At 35.4% G+C, this 18,424-nt stretch carries 12 protein-coding genes, 1 tRNA gene and 3 pseudogenes; 8 read left to right on the top strand and 8 right to left on the bottom strand.

Annotated elements, in window-relative coordinates; translation table 11 throughout:
• Positions 1–426: 426 nt before the first annotated feature.
• Positions 427–2,985 (bottom strand): WD_0033/WD_0034 family tandem repeat-containing protein, encoded by a 2,559-nt coding sequence (locus OPR21_RS06770; RefSeq protein WP_265029878.1) that lies wholly within the window; start codon positions 2,983–2,985, stop codon positions 427–429.
• A gap of 413 nt (positions 2,986–3,398) precedes the next feature.
• Between OPR21_RS06770 and OPR21_RS06765 the strand changes: the two genes are divergently transcribed.
• The 3 genes from OPR21_RS06765 (at position 3,399) to gatC (ending at position 5,838) form a co-directional block, all read left to right on the top strand.
• Positions 3,399–4,265, top strand: coding sequence for an ankyrin repeat domain-containing protein (locus OPR21_RS06765; protein WP_006280296.1), 867 nt, complete (start codon positions 3,399–3,401; stop codon positions 4,263–4,265).
• A 303-nt stretch (positions 4,266–4,568) separates the two neighbouring features.
• Positions 4,569–5,495, top strand: coding sequence for a ribose-phosphate diphosphokinase (locus OPR21_RS06760; protein WP_265029877.1), 927 nt, complete (start codon positions 4,569–4,571; stop codon positions 5,493–5,495).
• Entirely contained in the window at positions 5,485–5,838 is a 354-nt protein-coding gene (gene gatC, locus OPR21_RS06755; RefSeq protein WP_006279727.1) for an Asp-tRNA(Asn)/Glu-tRNA(Gln) amidotransferase subunit GatC, read from the top strand. The genes OPR21_RS06760 and gatC overlap by 11 nt, the downstream gene beginning before the upstream one ends.
• Before the next feature lie 41 nt (positions 5,839–5,879).
• On the opposite strand, the gene OPR21_RS06750 is transcribed toward gatC, so the two are convergent.
• The 6 genes and pseudogenes from OPR21_RS06750 to OPR21_RS06725 all read right to left on the bottom strand — a co-directional run.
• A complete protein-coding gene (locus tag OPR21_RS06750; RefSeq protein WP_265029876.1) occupies positions 5,880–7,142 on the bottom strand; it encodes a Tol-Pal system protein TolB in 1,263 nt (420 codons plus the stop codon).
• Positions 7,143–7,147: 5 nt separating this feature from the next.
• Positions 7,148–8,782, bottom strand: coding sequence for a ribonuclease J (locus OPR21_RS06745; RefSeq protein ID WP_012673044.1), 1,635 nt, complete (start codon positions 8,780–8,782; stop codon positions 7,148–7,150).
• Between the two features lie 208 nt (positions 8,783–8,990).
• The gene (gene dnaJ / locus OPR21_RS06740) at positions 8,991–10,109 is read right to left on the bottom strand and encodes a molecular chaperone DnaJ (protein ID WP_012673045.1); all 1,119 of its coding nucleotides are present in this window, start codon (positions 10,107–10,109) and stop codon (positions 8,991–8,993) included.
• 82 nt (positions 10,110–10,191) lie between these two features.
• A tRNA-Arg gene (locus OPR21_RS06735) sits at positions 10,192–10,269 on the bottom strand.
• 63 nt (positions 10,270–10,332) lie between these two features.
• A complete protein-coding gene (locus OPR21_RS06730) occupies positions 10,333–11,280 on the bottom strand; it encodes a hypothetical protein (protein ID WP_077188481.1) in 948 nt (315 codons plus the stop codon).
• A gap of 222 nt (positions 11,281–11,502) precedes the next feature.
• Positions 11,503–11,781 (bottom strand): annotated as a pseudogene (locus tag OPR21_RS06725) (hypothetical protein); the annotation flags it as partial.
• On the opposite strand from OPR21_RS06725, the pseudogene OPR21_RS06720 reads away from it, so the two are divergent.
• Positions 11,773–12,183: pseudogene (locus tag OPR21_RS06720) on the top strand (IS4 family transposase); the annotation flags it as partial. The pseudogenes OPR21_RS06725 and OPR21_RS06720 overlap by 9 nt on opposite strands.
• Positions 12,184–12,190: 7 nt before the next feature.
• Here the strand turns inward: OPR21_RS06720 and OPR21_RS06715 are convergent.
• Positions 12,191–12,776 (bottom strand): annotated as a pseudogene (locus tag OPR21_RS06715) (DUF6444 domain-containing protein); the annotation flags it as partial.
• A gap of 424 nt (positions 12,777–13,200) precedes the next feature.
• On the opposite strand from OPR21_RS06715, the gene OPR21_RS06710 reads away from it, so the two are divergent.
• The 4 genes from OPR21_RS06710 to OPR21_RS06695 all read left to right on the top strand — a co-directional run bounded on the left by OPR21_RS06710 (position 13,201) and on the right by OPR21_RS06695 (position 18,420).
• Positions 13,201–13,842: a protocatechuate 3,4-dioxygenase gene (locus OPR21_RS06710; protein ID WP_006279956.1), complete on the top strand. Its 642-nt coding sequence runs from the start codon at positions 13,201–13,203 to the stop codon at positions 13,840–13,842.
• 96 nt (positions 13,843–13,938) lie between these two features.
• Positions 13,939–15,441: a leucyl aminopeptidase gene (locus OPR21_RS06705; RefSeq protein WP_010962337.1), complete on the top strand. Its 1,503-nt coding sequence runs from the start codon at positions 13,939–13,941 to the stop codon at positions 15,439–15,441.
• Positions 15,442–15,974: 533 nt separating this feature from the next.
• Positions 15,975–16,931: an IS5 family transposase gene (locus OPR21_RS06700; protein ID WP_265029812.1), complete on the top strand. Its 957-nt coding sequence runs from the start codon at positions 15,975–15,977 to the stop codon at positions 16,929–16,931.
• A 301-nt stretch (positions 16,932–17,232) separates the two neighbouring features.
• Entirely contained in the window at positions 17,233–18,420 is a 1,188-nt protein-coding gene (locus OPR21_RS06695) for an MFS transporter (RefSeq protein ID WP_006279883.1), read from the top strand.
• Positions 18,421–18,424 lie beyond the last annotated feature (4 nt).

Raw genomic sequence — 18,424 nt, 5'->3', positions numbered from 1 at the left:
TAGATTTTTATCTAAATAAGCTGAACGCGCTTATAAAGCGTTACAAGACATCAAAAAATGCCAATACTCGACAGAGATAGTAAAAGACTAGCTAACTCGGGGATTCTTTGTCTTTTTTTCTGCTTGGTAAATTTCTTAAACATTTGCAGCATAGGTTAGTTGCAATTAAAAGCAGCTAAATCTTGCTTGTCAAGCGTTTAAAACATAAAAAACGCCAATATTTTAAAGCAGATAATAACCCCAGGGCTTCTTTTGCCTTTTTTTTCATTTGGTAAATTTCTTAAATATTTATGGCTAAACGACAATCGTCATCCCGCTACTTGTTAGCGGGATCTAGAGATACCGCGGCGGTATGACGTAGGGAAACCTTTCTTGGGTTAGCTATAAAACTAATCAGCATCTTGTTTAGCACATATAAATTAAGTTTCACAAATATAGTGCTAAACCTTGAAAATATGTTATAGCTACTTCTTCCAATTTAGTGGTGGGTTTTGACAGTACACATGTTATTTTACTAGCTACCAACTCAAGTGTCACAGAAGTTGCAATCACTGCATTTATATTCTGTACTTTAACATTTACTCTACTTTCTATTAGAGGCTTTACCCCCCTTACATCATTACGTACAGCAGTATGATTTATTTCATTTTCAATTCCACTACTATGCTGCAACAAGATATCCCCATTAACTTTTATTTCAACATTTTTGTCACTACTACCATTGTTAAAATTTAATCCCTCATCTCTTCTACTTTGTCTTTTTTCTTTTAATTTTAATTCAGTTTCTCTTTTATCAAGGGTAGGAAATGGGATGTGAGTTTTTTCCTGACCATCTTGATTTATAGCTCTTGTTGTATTAAAAGCTTCGTTGCTTTTACATGATATTGTATAAGTAAGTGGTGTGTAGATTTTTTCTTCACTATCTGGATATTTTATAGTGATTGTTGCATTAAGAATGTCTTTCAGAATATCGTTTTCTCTAGCTATGTCTAAAATTTCTTGAATAACTTTGCGATCATGTAATGCGGCAAGTAACTTATCAGTTACTTTTTGATTATTTTTATGTTTTATGGTTATTGTTGTGTTAAGAATGTCTTTCAGAATACCGTTTTCTTTAGCTACTCTTAACATTTTCTCAACAGCTATACTATCTTTACGTAGTATAGCATAAGCAAGTGGTGTGCAAGTTTCTTCCTGACCATCTGGATATTTTATAGTTGTTGTTGCGTCAAGAATGTCTTTCAGAATACCGTTTTCTTTAGCTACTCTTAACATTTTCTCAACAGCCATACTATCTTTACGTAGTATAGCATAAGCAAGTGGTGTAACAGTTACTCTCCGACCATCTAGACATTTTATAGTTATTGTTGCGTTAAGAATATCTTTCAGAATACTGTTCTCCTTAGAGATTTTTAAAATTTCTTCAATAGCTATACTATTTTCACGCAGTATAGCATAAGCAAGTAGTGTGTAAGTTACTTCCCGGCTATCTGAATGTTTTATAGTTGTTGTTGCGTCAAGAATGTCTTTCAGAATATCGTTTTCTTTAGCTACTCTTAACATTTTCTCAACAGCTATACTATCTTTACGTAGTATAGCATAAGTAAGCGGTGCGCAAGTTTCTTCATGACCATCTGGACATTTTATAGTTGTTGTTGCATCAAGAATATCTTTCAGAATACCGTTTTCTTTAGAGATTTTTAAAATTTCTTCAATAGTTTTGCTATTTTTACATGATATAGCGTAAGTAAGCGGTGTGTAAATTTCTTTCTGACCATCTAGATATTTTATAGTTGTTGTTGCGTCAAGAATGTCTTTCAGAATATCGTTTTCTTTAGAGACTTTTAAAATTTCTTCAATAGTTTTGCTATTTTTACATGATATGGCGTAAGTAAGCGGTGTGTAAATTTCTTCTTGACCATCTAGATATTTTATAGTTGTTGTTGCGTCAAGAATATCTTTCAGAATACTGTTCTCTTCAGCTGCTACTAGAATTTCTTTAATAATTTTGCCATCCTCCCAGAACATAGCATGAGCAAGTGGTGTGTAAGTCACTTCCCGGCTATCTAAATGTTTTATAGTTATTGTTGTGTCAAGAATATCTCTCAGAATACCGTTTTCTTTAGCTACTCTTAACACTTTCTCAACAGCTATACTATCTCTACGTAGTATAACATAAGCAAGTGGTGTGTAAGTCACTTCCCGGTCTAGATATTTCATGGTTGTTGTTGTGTTAAGAATATCTTTCAGAATACTGTTCTCTTCAGCTGCTACTAGAATTTCTTTAATAGCTTTGCTATCCTTCCAGAACATAGCATAAGCAAGTGGCGCGTAAGTCACTTCCTTGTTATCTGGATATCTTATAGTTGCTGTTGTGTTAAGAATATCTTTCAGGATACCGTTCTCCTTAGAGACTTTTAAAATTTCTTCAATAGCTATACTATCTTCATATAGTATAGCATAAGCAAGTGGTGTAACAGTTGCTCTCCGACCATCTGGATATTTTATAGTTGTTGTTGCGTTAAGAATATCTTTCAGAATACCGTTTTCTTTAGAGACTTTTAAAGTTTCTTCAATAGTTTTGCTATTTTTACATAATATGGCATAAGTAAGTGGTGTGCAAGTTTCTTCCTGACCACCTGGATATTTTATAGTTGTTGTTGCGTCAAGAATGTCTTTCAGAATACCGTTTTCTTTAGCTACTCTTAACATTTTCTCAACAGCTATACTATCTTTACGTAGTATAGCATAAGCAAGTGATATAATAGTTGGTTCTTTACCCCGATGTTTGCTTACTTCCGTAGTAAGAATCCTTTGTTTTTCCTTTTTAGATATTTTTTCTAGTTCTTCAGCAATGCTACTTTTTTTGCCTTTTATTTTTGATGCTAATTTTAAAATACTTTTTTCATCTTTCTCTTTCAATTTCGAATCGTTTACCTGATGAGTCATTTTTTTTCTCAAGGTCTTTCTTATTAAACTAAGCATAACATTTTCTCTCTTCGTGGTTATAATATTTGCTTTTATGAATCAGTTGTGTTGATAATGTATTAATTGCATAGTTCAGACATTGTTTTATAAAGCAAAATTTTAGTAGACCACCTTACAAGAACGTTTCTTGCTAATTCTGAATCCGAAAAAAGGACGCAGTAAAGTTATTTGTAAGGGAAGAATGAAACTTGTAGCTATAGCTAAACTGACTTACGATAATTTGAAAAACCGTCATCCCGCTGCTTGTTAGCGGGATCTAGAGATACCGCGGCGGTATGACGGTTCGCAGTGGTATGACGGTTCGCGGCGGGATGACGATAAGCTCGTCATCCCGCTACATTAATATTGTATTAATAAAAACTTAATAATAATCCTTAATAATATATGAACTAACATGTTCGCAATTTCGTATGACAGAGGAAACAAAAGATGGATATGCTTCCTTATACGTTGCAATTCAGGAAGGTAATATTGAAGCTGCAGAACTACTAATAAAATGTGGCACAAACGTCAATGATCATTATGAACGCAATCGTACGCCACTGCATATTGCCATCGGACGCAAACAATTAGAAATAGCAAAATTGCTGATAAAAAATGGAGCAAACGTTAATGCAAAAACTCAAAATCATGGTAAAGATGATCTAACACCAATGCACTTTGCAGTTTTTGCAAATACGCCAGAATTTATAGAATTACTAGCTAGCCATGGTGCATTGATTAATGAAAGAGAAAGTACCGAAGGGTATACTCCTCTTCACTTTGCTGCTTTGTATGGGAACAAAAATATAATACAAGCCTTAATTGATAAGGGACAAGATATTGAAGATGTGGACAATAATGGGCGAACAGCTCTGTTTTTAGCTGCTAGGCAGTGCACTGAAGCAGAAGATGATAGCAGAATAGAAATTATCAAGTATTTGATAGACAAGCTCAAAGCAGATGTAACAAAGAAAGACAATAATAACAATGCAGTACTCTTTCCTGCCGCTAATAATTGCCCTGGAAAAGTGGTAGAATTCATCATTGAGCAATATATAAAAATCTTTGAGTTAGAGAATTTTATCAACCACAAAAATAATGATGGAATGGATGCTTTGGATATTGCGCTGAATAGTGGAAACGAGAAAGCTATTGAAGTATTAAGATCATATGGAGCAGATATCAAGAATAAGGTAGATGGTAGCATTCAAAAAATTACTGCAGAAAAACCAAGTAGTACCCTAGACAGAGCAGAAAGTGCAGAGGTAGCGCCTCCAATTAAGCAAAGAGTATAAAGCTTTTTATAAAGCGATTATAAATTTCAGTAAGTTGCAGAGGCTCTACAATGGGAAGTGTAGTATGTTAGCAGATACAAATGACTAGATAAATTATATTTCATTAAAGTCATTTATCTTGAAACATAAGCAGGATTTTGTATAGTTGTTTCAATTTGGGTCTGTATATTGAAACAACGCGTGAAAATGACAGGTCATTGTACAAGAGGTACCTAATTCACCGACAAGAATGCTAGATAAAGACACTTACATTTCAATTATTTCACAATTTCTGTATAATCTTAAAAACTCAATTAGTGCGTTATGAAGATAATAATAGGTAATGCTAGTAAGGAATTAGGGGAATCAGTAGTTAACCGGCTAGATGTTCAACCATCCTCTGCTTGGATATCAAAGTTTACCGATGGCGAGGTAAATGTAGAAGTAGCAAATGATCTGTATAATCAAGAAGTATATATAATACAATCTCTTTCTCCCCCTGTGAATGATAACCTTATGGAGTTTCTGCTCATAATTGATGCAGTAAATAGATTAGGAGCCAAAAGGATAGTAGTAATTATTCCTTATTATGGATATAGCAGGCAAGATAGAATTATCAAGAACAATAATGTGCAGTCTGCTTTAAGTGCTAAATTAGTTGCAAATCTTATTCAAACTGCAGGTGCAAGTAGTGTTGCAGTTATTGATTTGCACTCAAGTCAAATTGAAGGATTCTTTGATGTACCGATAACTAATTTGAACTGCTTTGAAGCATTTGTTGACTCTATACACACAGAAAATTTGGCAATTGTTGCACCTGATGTTGGAGCAATTGGCAGAGCACGTGCTTTTGCAAAGACTTTAGAGGAAAAGTACAAGATAGGGTTAAGTGATAAGATTATTGTAGTAGATAAATATAGGGAGAAAGCAGGCACATCTCAAGTAATGAACATAATAGGAGAAGTTGCAAACAAAAATTGTGTCATTGTTGATGATATAGTTGACTCTGGTGGAACATTGTGTAATGCAGCTCTTGCTTTAAAAAGTTACGGAGCAAAGTCCGTAACTTCATGCATCACACACGGTGTGCTTTCAGGAAGTGCAGTTGAGAAAATCTCTTCCTCTTCTTTAGATAAATTAGTGATTACGGATACCATACTTCACAAATTTGAAAAAACTGGTAAAATAGAAGTTGTTTCGGTCGTAGATATTTTAACTCACTTTATCCAAGGAGGTAAAGATGCCAGCTAAGTCAACAGAAGACGTTATTACTTCACTAATAGAATTTGCAAATAAGAGAAAAATAACAATTACCAAGGAAGAAATGCTTAAAATTGCACAGCTTGTAAGGATTAAGTTATCAAATGACGAGATTGATCACTACTCCAAAGAACTGACAATGCTGGATTGGATACACGATACTTTATTGCAAGTTAATACTGAAGGTGTTTCTCCTATGCGTTATGGCAGTATAGACAAGGACATTCATGTACGCGATGATGTTATAAATTCTCAAAATATTAAAGAAGAGATATTGTCCAATACAAAACCTGAGCATGGGTATTTTGTAGTGCCAAAGGTTATAAGCGATTAAAGTAAAATAAGGCTCATATCAAACCTATAATAGATCTACTTTCAAAAATAAGACCAATCCGGTAAAGAAGCATTTGTGGGAGTGGAAACCATTTTTTGATTTTTCTTTACTAAGTCTACTAAATATAGTTTAGAGTTGCTTGGTGATTCTGTTCTTGTAAAAATGATTTCTCTACCATTTGGTAGCCATGCCGGGGATTCAATTTTATGCCCCTCTGAAAGCAGACGTTCTTCTTTGCCATCTGGCTTCATAACTCCTATGTAAAATTTTCCTGACTGAATCTTTGTAAAAGCTATCAGATCTCCTTTTGGCGACCAAACAGGCGTAGCATATCTTCCACTTCCAAAACTAATTTTTTTAGGTTTTTTACTTTTGTTAGTAAAATCGATAACGTACAGTTGCTGACTCCCACTTATATCAGAACTAAAAGCCATATACTTTTGATCTGGAGAAAAAGAGGGAGAAGTGCTTATAGCTGAACCTTTAGTAATTTTTTTTGTCCGTTTACTACTTAAATCTAAAGATAATATATTCGTTTCACCACCCAATGAGTGGGAAATTAAAAGAGATTTACCATCAGGAGAAAATCTTGGTGCAGAAACAACTCCTTCAAATGCGCTGATTATTGATTCAGTGTTATCTTTTAAATTTTTTAATATTATATAACTTTTACCATTTGCGTACGAGATATAAACAATACCCTTTCCATTTGGTGAGAATCTCGGTGTTGACACAAATCTATCGCCATTTGTTAAGTATTTTATATTACTTCCATCTTGATTCATCACAGCAATTTTACGCACAGATTTGTAGTTGCTATCTTTTTCTTCAGCGATATACGTGATTTTTGTGTTGAAGTGCCCTTTCTCACCAATCAATCTATCATGTATCACATCCGAAACGAGGTGACCAATTTTTCTCCAGTCTTTTGCTGGAAAAACAACTGACTGAGTAAGTAATTCTCTTTTTGTAAAAGCGTCAAATAAACGAAATGATAGCTCTAATGCACTACCAGATATTTCGCTTAAACTTACTGTGACTACAGTATCGCTTTTCCAAGATTTAGATTCAGCTTCCGCGCCACGTTTTACATTAAATAAGCCACAATTAGATAAATTTGTTCCTATTACCTTTGCAATATTTTCGCTTAATTCGCTTTCCAACGCTGTTTTACATGTACATTTAGATACAACAAGACCAATGTTACCAACACTGCTTTTTTTTATATCAACATATAAAGCAGCTTTTGTAAAATAAGGAATAAATAACGAAATAAATAACACCAGATGAACGAATAGCTTCATTCATTTCATACCTGTTCTATCTGAACCTCAATTATAGGTCTTTTTAGTAAATATTCCTTTAAGATACTCAATATTGAACTTTCAATCTTATTTTTAATTTTTTTTGTTGGCTGCAAACTAAACAACGACTCAACTTTCTTGACAATTTTCTGTATGGTAGCTGCATCTTCTAGCACTTCAAAAACACCAGGTACAAATACTTTTGGTTTAGCAAGCAATTTATTTTTCTTGTTTACAACTGCTGTTACCACAATAACTCCGGCATCTCTCATTCTTTTACGCATTTTTATAACACTGCTCTCCGGATGACGTAGCAACATACCATCAATACCAAAGTAGTCAACATCAATTGAATCAACCTTTTCTCCGTTCTCCAAATTAACAATATCACCTGGTGCAATCATTATTGCTTTTGCCACACCGCACTCTTTAGCAAATTTTACATGTGCATGCGTGTGAATATATTCGCCGTGAACTGGAATAGACATCTTCGGTTTTATTAAAGAATACATTTCCTTTAGCTCTTCTCTTGTTGGATGCCCAGAAGCATGAACATGCTCTGTTTTTTCAGTAATAACTTCTACCCCCATCTCAATAAAGGCATTGAGCATGTTGTGCGCACGAGTTTCATTTCCAGGAATGATTTTTGACGAAAAGATCATGGTATCACCTTGCTGCATTTTAAATGCTTGATGACTCTTAGCAGCAAGTCTTGCGGTAGCTGCCAGTGGCTCACCTTGACAACCTGTGCAAAGTAGCACCAGTTCTTCCCTTGGAAAATTTACTGCTTCCTTTGCTTCAAGAAACTGAGGAGAATCAGTTAAATAACCACTATCTTGCGCAACTTTCACTATTCTCCATAAAGATCTACCAAGTAAAACTACTTTTCTATTTAGTGCTTTTGCAGCTTGGCTTATCGTTTCAATTCGTGCCACATTTGAAGCGAATAGCGAAACAGCAACTAATTTTTTAGACCGCTTTATTATGTTATAAATATTATTATAAATTTCACCTTCTGACTCAGGGTGATGCTTGCTTAATATATTGGTTGAATCGCAAATTGCTGCAAGCAGGTCACCTTTATCGCCAATTTCTTTTAGACGCTCCATATTAGAAGTTAATCCAACAACAGGTTTTGGATCAAATTTCCAGTCTCCGGTATGGAGTGCACTACCCATTTCAGTGCTAATTAATATTGAATTTGCCTCAGGAATTGAATGAGTTACATTTATAAACTCGACGGTAAAAGGACCCAAATTTATGCTGCCATTTATGTCTACCTCTTTCACAGGCACTATACCTTCCAATCGAAATTCTTTTAGTTTCTCTTTAAGAAAATTAACCGTAAACTTTGTTGTATATATGGAGCACTGCAACTCTTCCCACAAGTGGGGCACTGCACCGCAGTGGTCCTCATGTGCATGTGTAATTATTATTCCAAGTAAATCTTTTTTTCTTTGAGCAATAAAATCTATATCAGCAATGAGCAGCTCAACACCTGGCATAGTTTCATCTGCAAAACCAACACCAAGGTCGATCATAATCCACTTACCTTGGTAATGATATAGGCTAACATTCATCCCGATTCTTCCTACTCCCCCAAGCGGAAGAAATAAAAACTCATTTTTGTTTATATTCATTAAATTTAAATTATTAAAACCTGAGAATAGCAAAACTTCGACCTTAAATAAAGAAATTTATTGCTTTTACATAGTTTTAAGGAACTAAGAAGTTTCTGTTGGCTAATAATAACACTATTGTTAAGTTTTCCATTAATAAGGTCAAAGAATTGCAGGATTAAATGAAAACCCGTAAACAGTTACCCCTTTATGTCATTTAGCAGATTTCTTATTTTTTTTTTACTTTACTAAAAAACCCTTCAGATTGCTGTTGTACACTTGCATTTTCCTCTTCTTCAAGCGCTTTTAATAGTTCAATTTGCTTTTTAGTTAAATTTTTTGGATTTAAAGTCTCAACTATTACCTGTACGTATAAATCACCACGAGCATGTGAGTTCATATATGGCATACCCTTTTCCCTACAACGTAGTTTGGTACCAGTTTGAGTGCCTTCAGGGACCTTTACTTTTATTTTAGCTCCATCAATTGATTGAATATCGATTTCACCACCAAGCACTGCTAGTGTCATTCTTATAGGCACTTTACAGTGTAAATCTGCTTTATTTCTAGCAAAGATTTTATGGAAAATTATTTTCACGTATACGTATAAATCTCCACTTTTTCCACCTTTTGTTCCAGCTTCTCCTTTACCACTTATCCTTACCTTAGCTCCTTCTTCTATGCCTTTTGGAATTGAAACGGATATATTTACTTCATCTCTTCTACGTCCACTTCCACCACATTTCTTACATTTGTTTTGTATTATTTCTCCTTCCCCATAGCATGTAGTACATGTTCTTTCGATGGTAAAAAAGCCTTGTTGAGTTCTAATCCTACCGCTTCCCTGGCATGTGTGGCACTGAACTGGTTTAATTGCTCCTTCGCCACCTGTGCCTTGGCATGTATCACATTTTACATTTGTCACATAATGTATAGGCGCTTGTATTCCTTTAAATGCATCTTCTAAGGTAATTTCAAGATCATAACGTAGGTCTGCTCCAGATACTCCTGTTGTACTTCTTTTTGCTCTCGATCTACTTGCACCACCACCGAATCCTCCACCAAAGAAGTCATTGAATATGTCGCTAAAATCTCCTGCAGAGCTAAAGCCTTGAAATCCACCAGAAGCACCTTCGTGGCCATAACGGTCATAGCCTGCCCTTTTCTCAGAGTCAGACAGAACTTCATATGCAGCTGTTACTTCTTTAAATTTTTCCTCTGCTTCTTGATTGCCAGGATTTCTATCAGGATGATATTTTAATGCTAATTTTTTATACGCTTTTTTTATCTCATCAATACTGGCATTTCTGCCTACTTCCAGCAGATCATAGTAGTCTTTTTTGCTCATATATAATAGTTTAGTGCTTAACCTTTAAAGATAGGTATTACATATATTAATTTCAAGTATGACTTCTGTTTCCTATAAAATGTGGTGCACCCTGAGCGACTTGAACGCCCGACCTTTTGATCCGTAGTCAAATGCTCTAATCCAACTGAGCTAAGGGTGCTTTCACAAAGTTAACTTTAGCAGGTTTTGTAGCTTGATTCAATTAATTTGGCTAAAAATAAAACTATTCATTTCTATCATACGTGAACCCCTCACAATTCTCAGACTGCCGTTTCGCATTAGGATTATCAAATTCACTACAAGGAGGAGCAGTTGGAGTAGTATTAGGATCTTGAGAAAAGTAAGGAGGTGGTGCATCATAACGAGAAGGATCTCCATAACCATGCCCTTGTCTAAGACAGCTATCTACCGCTCCTTTAGCTTTCTCGATATTTTCTGATTCTTCCTCATGCTTCATATGAAAAGCTAAACCACCAGCAAAACATACGAGAGAATTAACGCCAAGGATAGCTAAACCCCACACTGGTAAGACTGGGTAAACAGCACAAGCTACCAAAGCTGCCAAAGAAACAACGCCAACCGCAAATTCTATATTTCTGAACGTTTTAAATTTACTATCCAGGTAATCTATTTTTTCTTCTTTTCTAGCCACTTTTCTGCTGCTGTTATACCAAAAACACATACCAGCATGGAAAGCAACACACACAACTGCAGCTACTATACCCAAAGCTAATAGCTTTCTACTGTCTTCTGATTCTTTTTTATTCTCTTTTCTCCCTTGATGAGTGGTATTACCATTGTTAATATTCGTTATATTATTAACCGTAGTGTGACCACGTCCACCGAATAAAGAATCCATCCAGCATTGTAATAGCAAATAATCCCAAAAGTCTAAACCTCTATTGTGTACATGTATATGTGTAATCTGAGAGCCTGTAGGTTGTGCGTTATTCCCTGCGTTATATTGATCATTTCTGCTTCCTGTATCGTGCCTATTGCTTGAATTTGGATGTGTAAATTTTTCATACGCATTTTTAAAATTCTCCTCACTCCAATTTGTGGTATTTTGCGTATTACAAAATTGTAAAAACTCTTTAACATCACTGTTACTACCAGATTTCTTTATATAGGCTAACGCATACCTTTTTAAAACACTATCACTTGCTACCATAAATACCCTCTTAAGTTAAGATTAAATTAATAAATACTTACTTACTTATTATAACAAGATAACATCTACTTGTCAACTTGAGCCTGATTCAAATATCCGTTCAGAGTGTGGCAGAAGAACTTATTCAAATAAAGTAGGTGGTAAAATATAAACATTTTATAAAGTGAAAAATGGACTTTTCAGACCACTGCCGAGCTAAAAAAGCCCTAAAAACCGTGATACTTAGGCCACTTCTTGCTTAAGCTGTACAATTTCAGCTTGAGAAAGGCCAGTGGATTCAGCTATTAAATTAACAGATACACCAGCTTTAAGTAAATTTTTTGCAACTTCGATTTTTCCTTTCTCTATACCTTCCTCAAGTTTGTATTCAAGAATGGCTTCTTCCTTACGTAGATCCATTATTCTTTCTTCATATGCTACTAAATCTTTTTCATTCCAGCTAAACCTGTCTAATTCATCGTAGGCTAACTTTATTATTGGTGCTTTTTCTGCTATTGCCTTAGATGGAAAATAGAGATATTACATAAAATTTTAAATTCGGTCTCAAAGTTGAAGAATGTAGGCTTGGAATAGCAGAAAGACTAATGAGATATCTAACAGTTGTGAGTATTATTGCTTGGAGGATCTTCTTTATTACATCAATTGCAAGAGCTAACCCAACATTACCATGTACTACTTTATTAGCTGAAGAAGAATGGAAAGTTTTATACGTTAAAATACACAGAAAACCATGTCCAAGTGTAGTTCCCAACATAAAAGAAGCTGTTTCATGAACTTGGAGGCCATTTAGCAAGAAAAAATGACCCAAAACCAGGACCAATTACTCTTTGGAAAGGATATAAACGTCTCTTTGATTTAGCAGAAGGATGGCGACTTGCTCACGAACCTCATATTTGTGGGTAATAGTAAGATTTGATATGCTGCCAACACTTATGTTCAAATTAAAAATGTCATTTATGATACTAGCCACTTCACGCTTTGAGTTTTTGTAAAATCCGCTGAGTGCTGCAATTATAGACTTAACCCTTGGACCAAATGCATCTGGCGTAACACCTTCTGGTAACTTGCTACTTTTTCTTTTTCTGCATCTCCGACAACGACCATGTTCCAATTACTACATAAGGCCTAATTTCCGGAAGATCAACTTTTTGGTGAACATAAGGTTTTTCGCATATTACAAGCTCTCCTCCGCATTCGCAAATATTAGGCAACTCTATTTTTACTACTTTATCCGCTTCCATTGTGGCATGAAAATTTCCTTTATGCCCAACCTGATCGCCAACATTCCTTTCGCTTTTTGGCTTGTCCTTTTTTGTTTTGTACAATTCTTTAGAGCTCGGTAGAGATGAATTTTTCGAGTTTAAACCAAGCCTCTCTTTCAACTCAGCGTTCTCAATCCTCAAGGCCTTATTTTCTGCCTCTAACTCTTCTATCCTCCCTTCCAACTTTTCTATTTTTTGCTGTAAATTTTTGCAAAGTTCTAAAAGGTTTACCACATTACCTCACTTTTGCTCTATGATTATCTTTATTATCTTGCTTTGTCTACCTTATTCTACCACTCCGCTGAACGGATACAATTTACTAAACAGAAAAAAAGGCAAAAGAAACCCTAGGGTAGCTAGTTATTCACTATCCATTTTTTAAGTTGGCGTTTTTTAATGTTTTAAATAGCGCGTTTCAGCTTGTGTAGGTAAAAACCTAGAAATATTGTGAAGACATAAGGTGCACATAGTGCAAAAAATTAAAAATAAGACGCCAACTACGTTGTTTTCTTGCTGTTTAATCTGCACAGATGAAGATAACTGAATACCTTCAGTTTTATGATAAGGGGGCTGGCGAAGGGTGTCAAGCAAGTTTTTTCGTTTCTATTTCCAATAAAAGTTTGTTATATGGTTATGCAAGAAGTCTATTATAAATGAAATGAATGTGAAAAATATCTTATTAGCGTTTTTAGTACAAATGGTATTCAGTTTGCCGCTATTTGCAGCTGATCCTGTTTTGCTCAACTGCATTGAAACTCCAGAAATATATGACCTTGATGCAAGGCCAAAAAATTTTAGCTCTTCAAACAATTTAAGAAGGAAACCTGGTTCTCCAAATAGTGCAACAGGAGAATTAATACACATAGTGGGTAGAATTACTGATATAAACTGTTTACCAATACAAAATGCTGTAGTTTCTATATGGCACGCGAATTCACGCGGCGTGAACCATTACGATAAGAATATAGAGGATGATCCGAATTTTGCTGGATCAGGAAGGTTTGTAGTGAATAATCTTGGCTATTATAATTTTATTACGATAGCACCTGGTAAAATTGGTGATAGAGCTCCACATATCAACTTTCTAGTTCAACATCCGGATTTTCCAGAATTCACAACGCAAATGTTTTTTGCTGACCATAATTGCGATAATTGCGCTGATCCTGTTCTTGAAGATTTTGTTAGTAATGGGCTTGCAAGCCTTCTCATAACACCATTTACTTACAGTGATCAGGTCATAAAAACCTATACGTTTAACATTACCTTGGGCGGATATAATAAGTTCTCTAATAAAAGATAAAAAACCTTGCATGTAAGGGAGTCCATAGTAAACTTAAGTGTTATTGTACTTAGGATGTATATGAAAAATATCTTACTGATGTTTTTGCTATGTTTTATGTACAGTTTACAATTATTTGCAACGGAGATACCAGCAATGAAAATAACAATTTCTAAAATTTCGCCCGATTTTAAAACAATAGTAATGGGTTTATTTGAAGACAACGAAACCGTAAATGATGGCGGAGTTTTGCAAGGAAAACAGGTCATAGATAATATAAAGCAATTTAGCGATTTCAATGGAAGTTTTGGTGAATTTTTCTCTACTGCTTTGCCAGAAGAAAAAAATGTTATAGTTGTTGGACTGGGTAAGAAGGATGAATGGAATGAAAATAAAGAATTAAATATTGGTGGTAAAATATATTGTGAGCTAAGCAGATTAAAAATTAAAAAAGCAGCGGTTTTAATCGAAGGTAGTGCAGCAAATGTTGCATATGGTGCGTTTCTGCGTAGTTTTAAGTTTGATAAGTATAAAACTAAAAAGGATGAGAAAATTACAGAGGTAGAGGAGATTACCGTATTAGTAAAAGATGAACAATTAAGTAATGCTGAAAGATCATTTGAGCACTTAAGGCAAGAAGGTGAGAGTATATTCCTTGCGCGCTCTTTTATAACAGAGCCTCCTAACATTCTATATCCAGAATCCTATGCTGATCATATAAAAAAAGAACTTACTAAGCTTGGCCTTGAAATCGAGGTGCTTGATAAAAAGCAGATGGAAGAGAAAAAAATGGGAGCCTTGCTTGGAGTTGCACAAGGAAGTAGTAAAGAACCAAAATTAGTAGTGATAAAATGGAATGGGGCTTCTAAAGAACAAAAGCCTATAGCTTTTGTTGGTAAAGGTATAACGTTTGACACTGGTGGAGTATCACTCAAACCTTCACGTGGTATGGAGTCGATGAAATATGACATGGCAGGCTCTGCTACTGTGGTTGGGGTGATGCATGCTTTAGCAGGACGAAAAGCAAAAGTAAATGCAATTGGCGTGGTCGCACTTGCAGAAAATGCAGTGGGTGGTAATGCTCAAAGACCAAGTGATGTAGTAACTTCAATGTCTGGACAAACAATAGAAGTGTTGAACACCGATGCAGAAGGAAGGCTCATACTTGCAGATGCTTTATGGTATACGCAAGATAGATTCTCACCAAAATTTATGATTGATCTTGCAACTTTAACTGGTGCTATAGTGGTTGCACTTGGAAATAACGAATATGCTGGTCTTTTTTCAAATAATGATGAATTAGCAAACCGTCTGATTGATGCAGGAAATGAAGTAAATGAGAAGTTATGGCGTTTTCCTATGAATGAAACTTATGACAAAATTATTGATTCACCGATTGCTGATGTTCAAAACATCGCTCCTGCAGGCTCTGGTGGAGATAGCATAATGGCTGCACAGTTTTTACAGCGTTTTGTGAATGAAACTTGCTGGGCACATTTAGATATCGCAGGCACTGCTTGGCACGAGAAAGGTACTGACATTTGTCCAAGAGGAGCAGTAGGTTTTGGTGTAAGGTTACTTAATAAGTTGGTTGAGAAGTACTACGAAGCCAATGATTAAAGGTCTTTATACTGGATTTATGGCTTAGCTACATGAACGTTTATTTTCGAGGCGCAGCAAATGAAAGTAGCTGATACATATTTCTTTTTTTCTGGATTCCAGTGTCAGCTACTTTCATGACACCCTGACAACCGTCATCCCGCTACTTGTTAGCGGCTGAGATACCGCGAATGAATCGCGGTATGACGGTTCGTGGCGGCGTGACGATAAGCTCGTCATCCCGCTGCTTGTTAGCGGGATCTAGAGATACCGCGGCGGTATGACGTAGGACTGCTGTCATCCCAGTGCTCCTTTTTTTGTCACCCAAGTAGCCTCCTATGGTGTCATCCCAGTGCCCAGACACTGGGATCCAGTTGAGCTATTTCAACAAAAATACTGCATTTTGAGATGAACGTTTATTTTCACCAGATTATTTACAAGTATAACAATTAAAGTCTGGATTCCAGTGGGCTTTGTTGCATAGCAACTGAAAAATCTGGTGGCTACTGACAAAATTCATTATAAAATAGCCATTTAACCTTGAAAGAAAAAATATGCCACAAAAAATGAGGGTCAGTAACCATAGCGAATATAACAAATTTCTAGAAAAAAGAGGAAATATTTTTCATTATATCAACGAAGCCATAGAAAAGTGGTACGAGAATGGTCCAAAAATACCAGGTGGCAACAATATTTATAGCGATAAAGTTGTAATTTTGGTGCACATAATAACTTGTTTATTTAGAATAGGCCTGAGGCAAACAGTTGGGTTTATAGCAGGATACCTTGAGCAAATTGGGAAAAATTTGCAAGTTATCAGCTATTCACAATCATCAAGAAGGTTTAAGAAACTCAATATTAAGATCAATGATTGCAGAATTGATAAAAATAATATGGAAGATATCGAAATTGCTATAGACAGTACAGGAATTAGTATATACAACAACACTCCTGGTCATAGCAAAGAAAATAGCGAAGATAGAAAGTATCGCAGCTATGAACAGACAAGAAAATTGCATGTAATGTTGAATACAAACAGCAAAAAAGCCATAGCTGTAAAATACAGTAACGGTGTCTACTCTGATCACTATGGAGCTTGTGATTTGCTAAAAGAAGTCGATTTTCAGTATGTCATAAAAGTACTATATGCAGATAGGGCATATGACAGAGAAAAGCTCTATAAGCTGTGTAATCAATATGGTATAAAAACGAAAATTCCTCCGAAAAACAACGCAGCAGAGCATCCAAAATTGGATTATATGCTTGATAGAAATGCCGCTATTCAGTTAATGAAATTACATGGTGAGAATGGTATAAAAAGATGGAAAGAAGAAGTAAATTACGGAAAAAGATCGTATATTGAAGGATTTTTCTCAAGGTTGAAGCGAATATTTGGGTTTAGTTTTAGGAGCAAATCTGAAATTAATCGTGAGAAGGAACTGCTACTCAAGTGTTATTTGCTTAACAAATTTACTGAAATAGGCATGGCTAAGTTTGAGATAGCTTCATGAATTTATTGTACGTTACCTACTATCCGAAGAGCGATGCAACAAAGCCATTCCAGTGTCAAGCACTGGAATGACACCGTCTTGGATGGAAACCAGTGTTGGCTACTCGGATGACATCATAGGGGCGCTAGGATGACACCCTGACAATCGTCATCCCGCTGCTTGTTAGCGGCTAAGAGATACCGCGGCGGCATGACGTAGGGAAACCGTTTTTTGGGTTAGCTATAACAGTAGTCAGGAAACAATAGCTTAAAAAGAGACTTAGTGTTAAATTTCTAATAGATTACTTATAAAAATAAATCTTATGGAAAGCAGAGCTAAGGCTTGGTTCATTTGGCTGATTAGTAACTTGGTTGTTATATTCAGCAACATGCAGATAATTTATACCTTTATAAGTGTAAATCTCGAAAAGGAACTTGGACTTACAATCGCGCAAGTTGCACTGGCTAATTCAGTATATACTTGGACTTTCGCCATCTTACAATTTTTTAGTGGAGCAACGTTTAATGTTTTTTCCAGTAAAAAAATTTATTTTTTCTCGTTATCAACTATGATCTTGGGGTTTTTTGTCCTTATTAATAGTGACAATTTCTCCCATTTGATTTTGTCTCAAGTGTTGATTGCAACTGGAGCATCATTTGGTTTTATTGGTGCTGCTCACACAAGTAGCATATGTTTTTCCGCTGCCCAATTTGGACTAATGTTTTCACTAGTGCAGACAATTTCAAGCCTTTCTGCTTTGGTAATTCAAATACTGTTCTCTAACTTGCTTGCCGAAGATGCATATTGGAAAAATCTGATTGTATGCATAATACTATTTGGTGTGTTGATATTTGTACTTACGCTTTTTTGTCCAAACACACTTCCAGAAAGCAGCTCAGAAAAGCGCACAATAAAAAGCTCTATGAAGACAGTAATGTGCTCTATATTAACAGTGCTAAAATTAAGAGATATCTGGATAACTTCAGTGGTGGGTGCTATTACTTTTGGAACATTTTTAGCACTTAATACCTTGTGGGCTCCAAGGTTACTGGGCAACTCAGAACTCAATGCAATGGAGTCAGGTATAGCAACTGCAATACTATGGCTTGGTCTTGCAGTTGGTGCTCCAATTGCAGATCGAATCTCAAACTTATTTAAAAATAGGAAACATGTAATTTCTGCTTTTGCTTTATTGCAAGGCGTCTCAATTATTATTTTACTATACAGCCATTTAACAGTCCACGTTGTGTACTTTTGTATGTTAATGTTCGGGTTTTTTGCGGGAGGACATATGCTTAATTTTACTGTCGGCAGCGAGATTGTGAAACGAAAATACATCAGCACATCATCATCCATTATCAATGGATTTATGTTTATTGGCAGTGGAGTTATAGTGTCAATGTTAGCACTTTTTACAGATCATAAAATGGCACTTTTTGCAATATTTGCGATATTGATAGTTGCCGGTATTTTAAATTATGCAACAAAAGAGACATACTCTAAAAAATAAAGTA

It is taken from the genome of Wolbachia endosymbiont (group A) of Philonthus cognatus (assembly GCF_947251755.1).
GTDB classification, from domain to species: Bacteria; Pseudomonadota; Alphaproteobacteria; order Rickettsiales; family Anaplasmataceae; genus Wolbachia; species Wolbachia pipientis.
The sequence above is the reverse complement of the archived record's forward strand: the minus strand, read 5'-3'. Positions and strand labels throughout refer to the sequence as shown.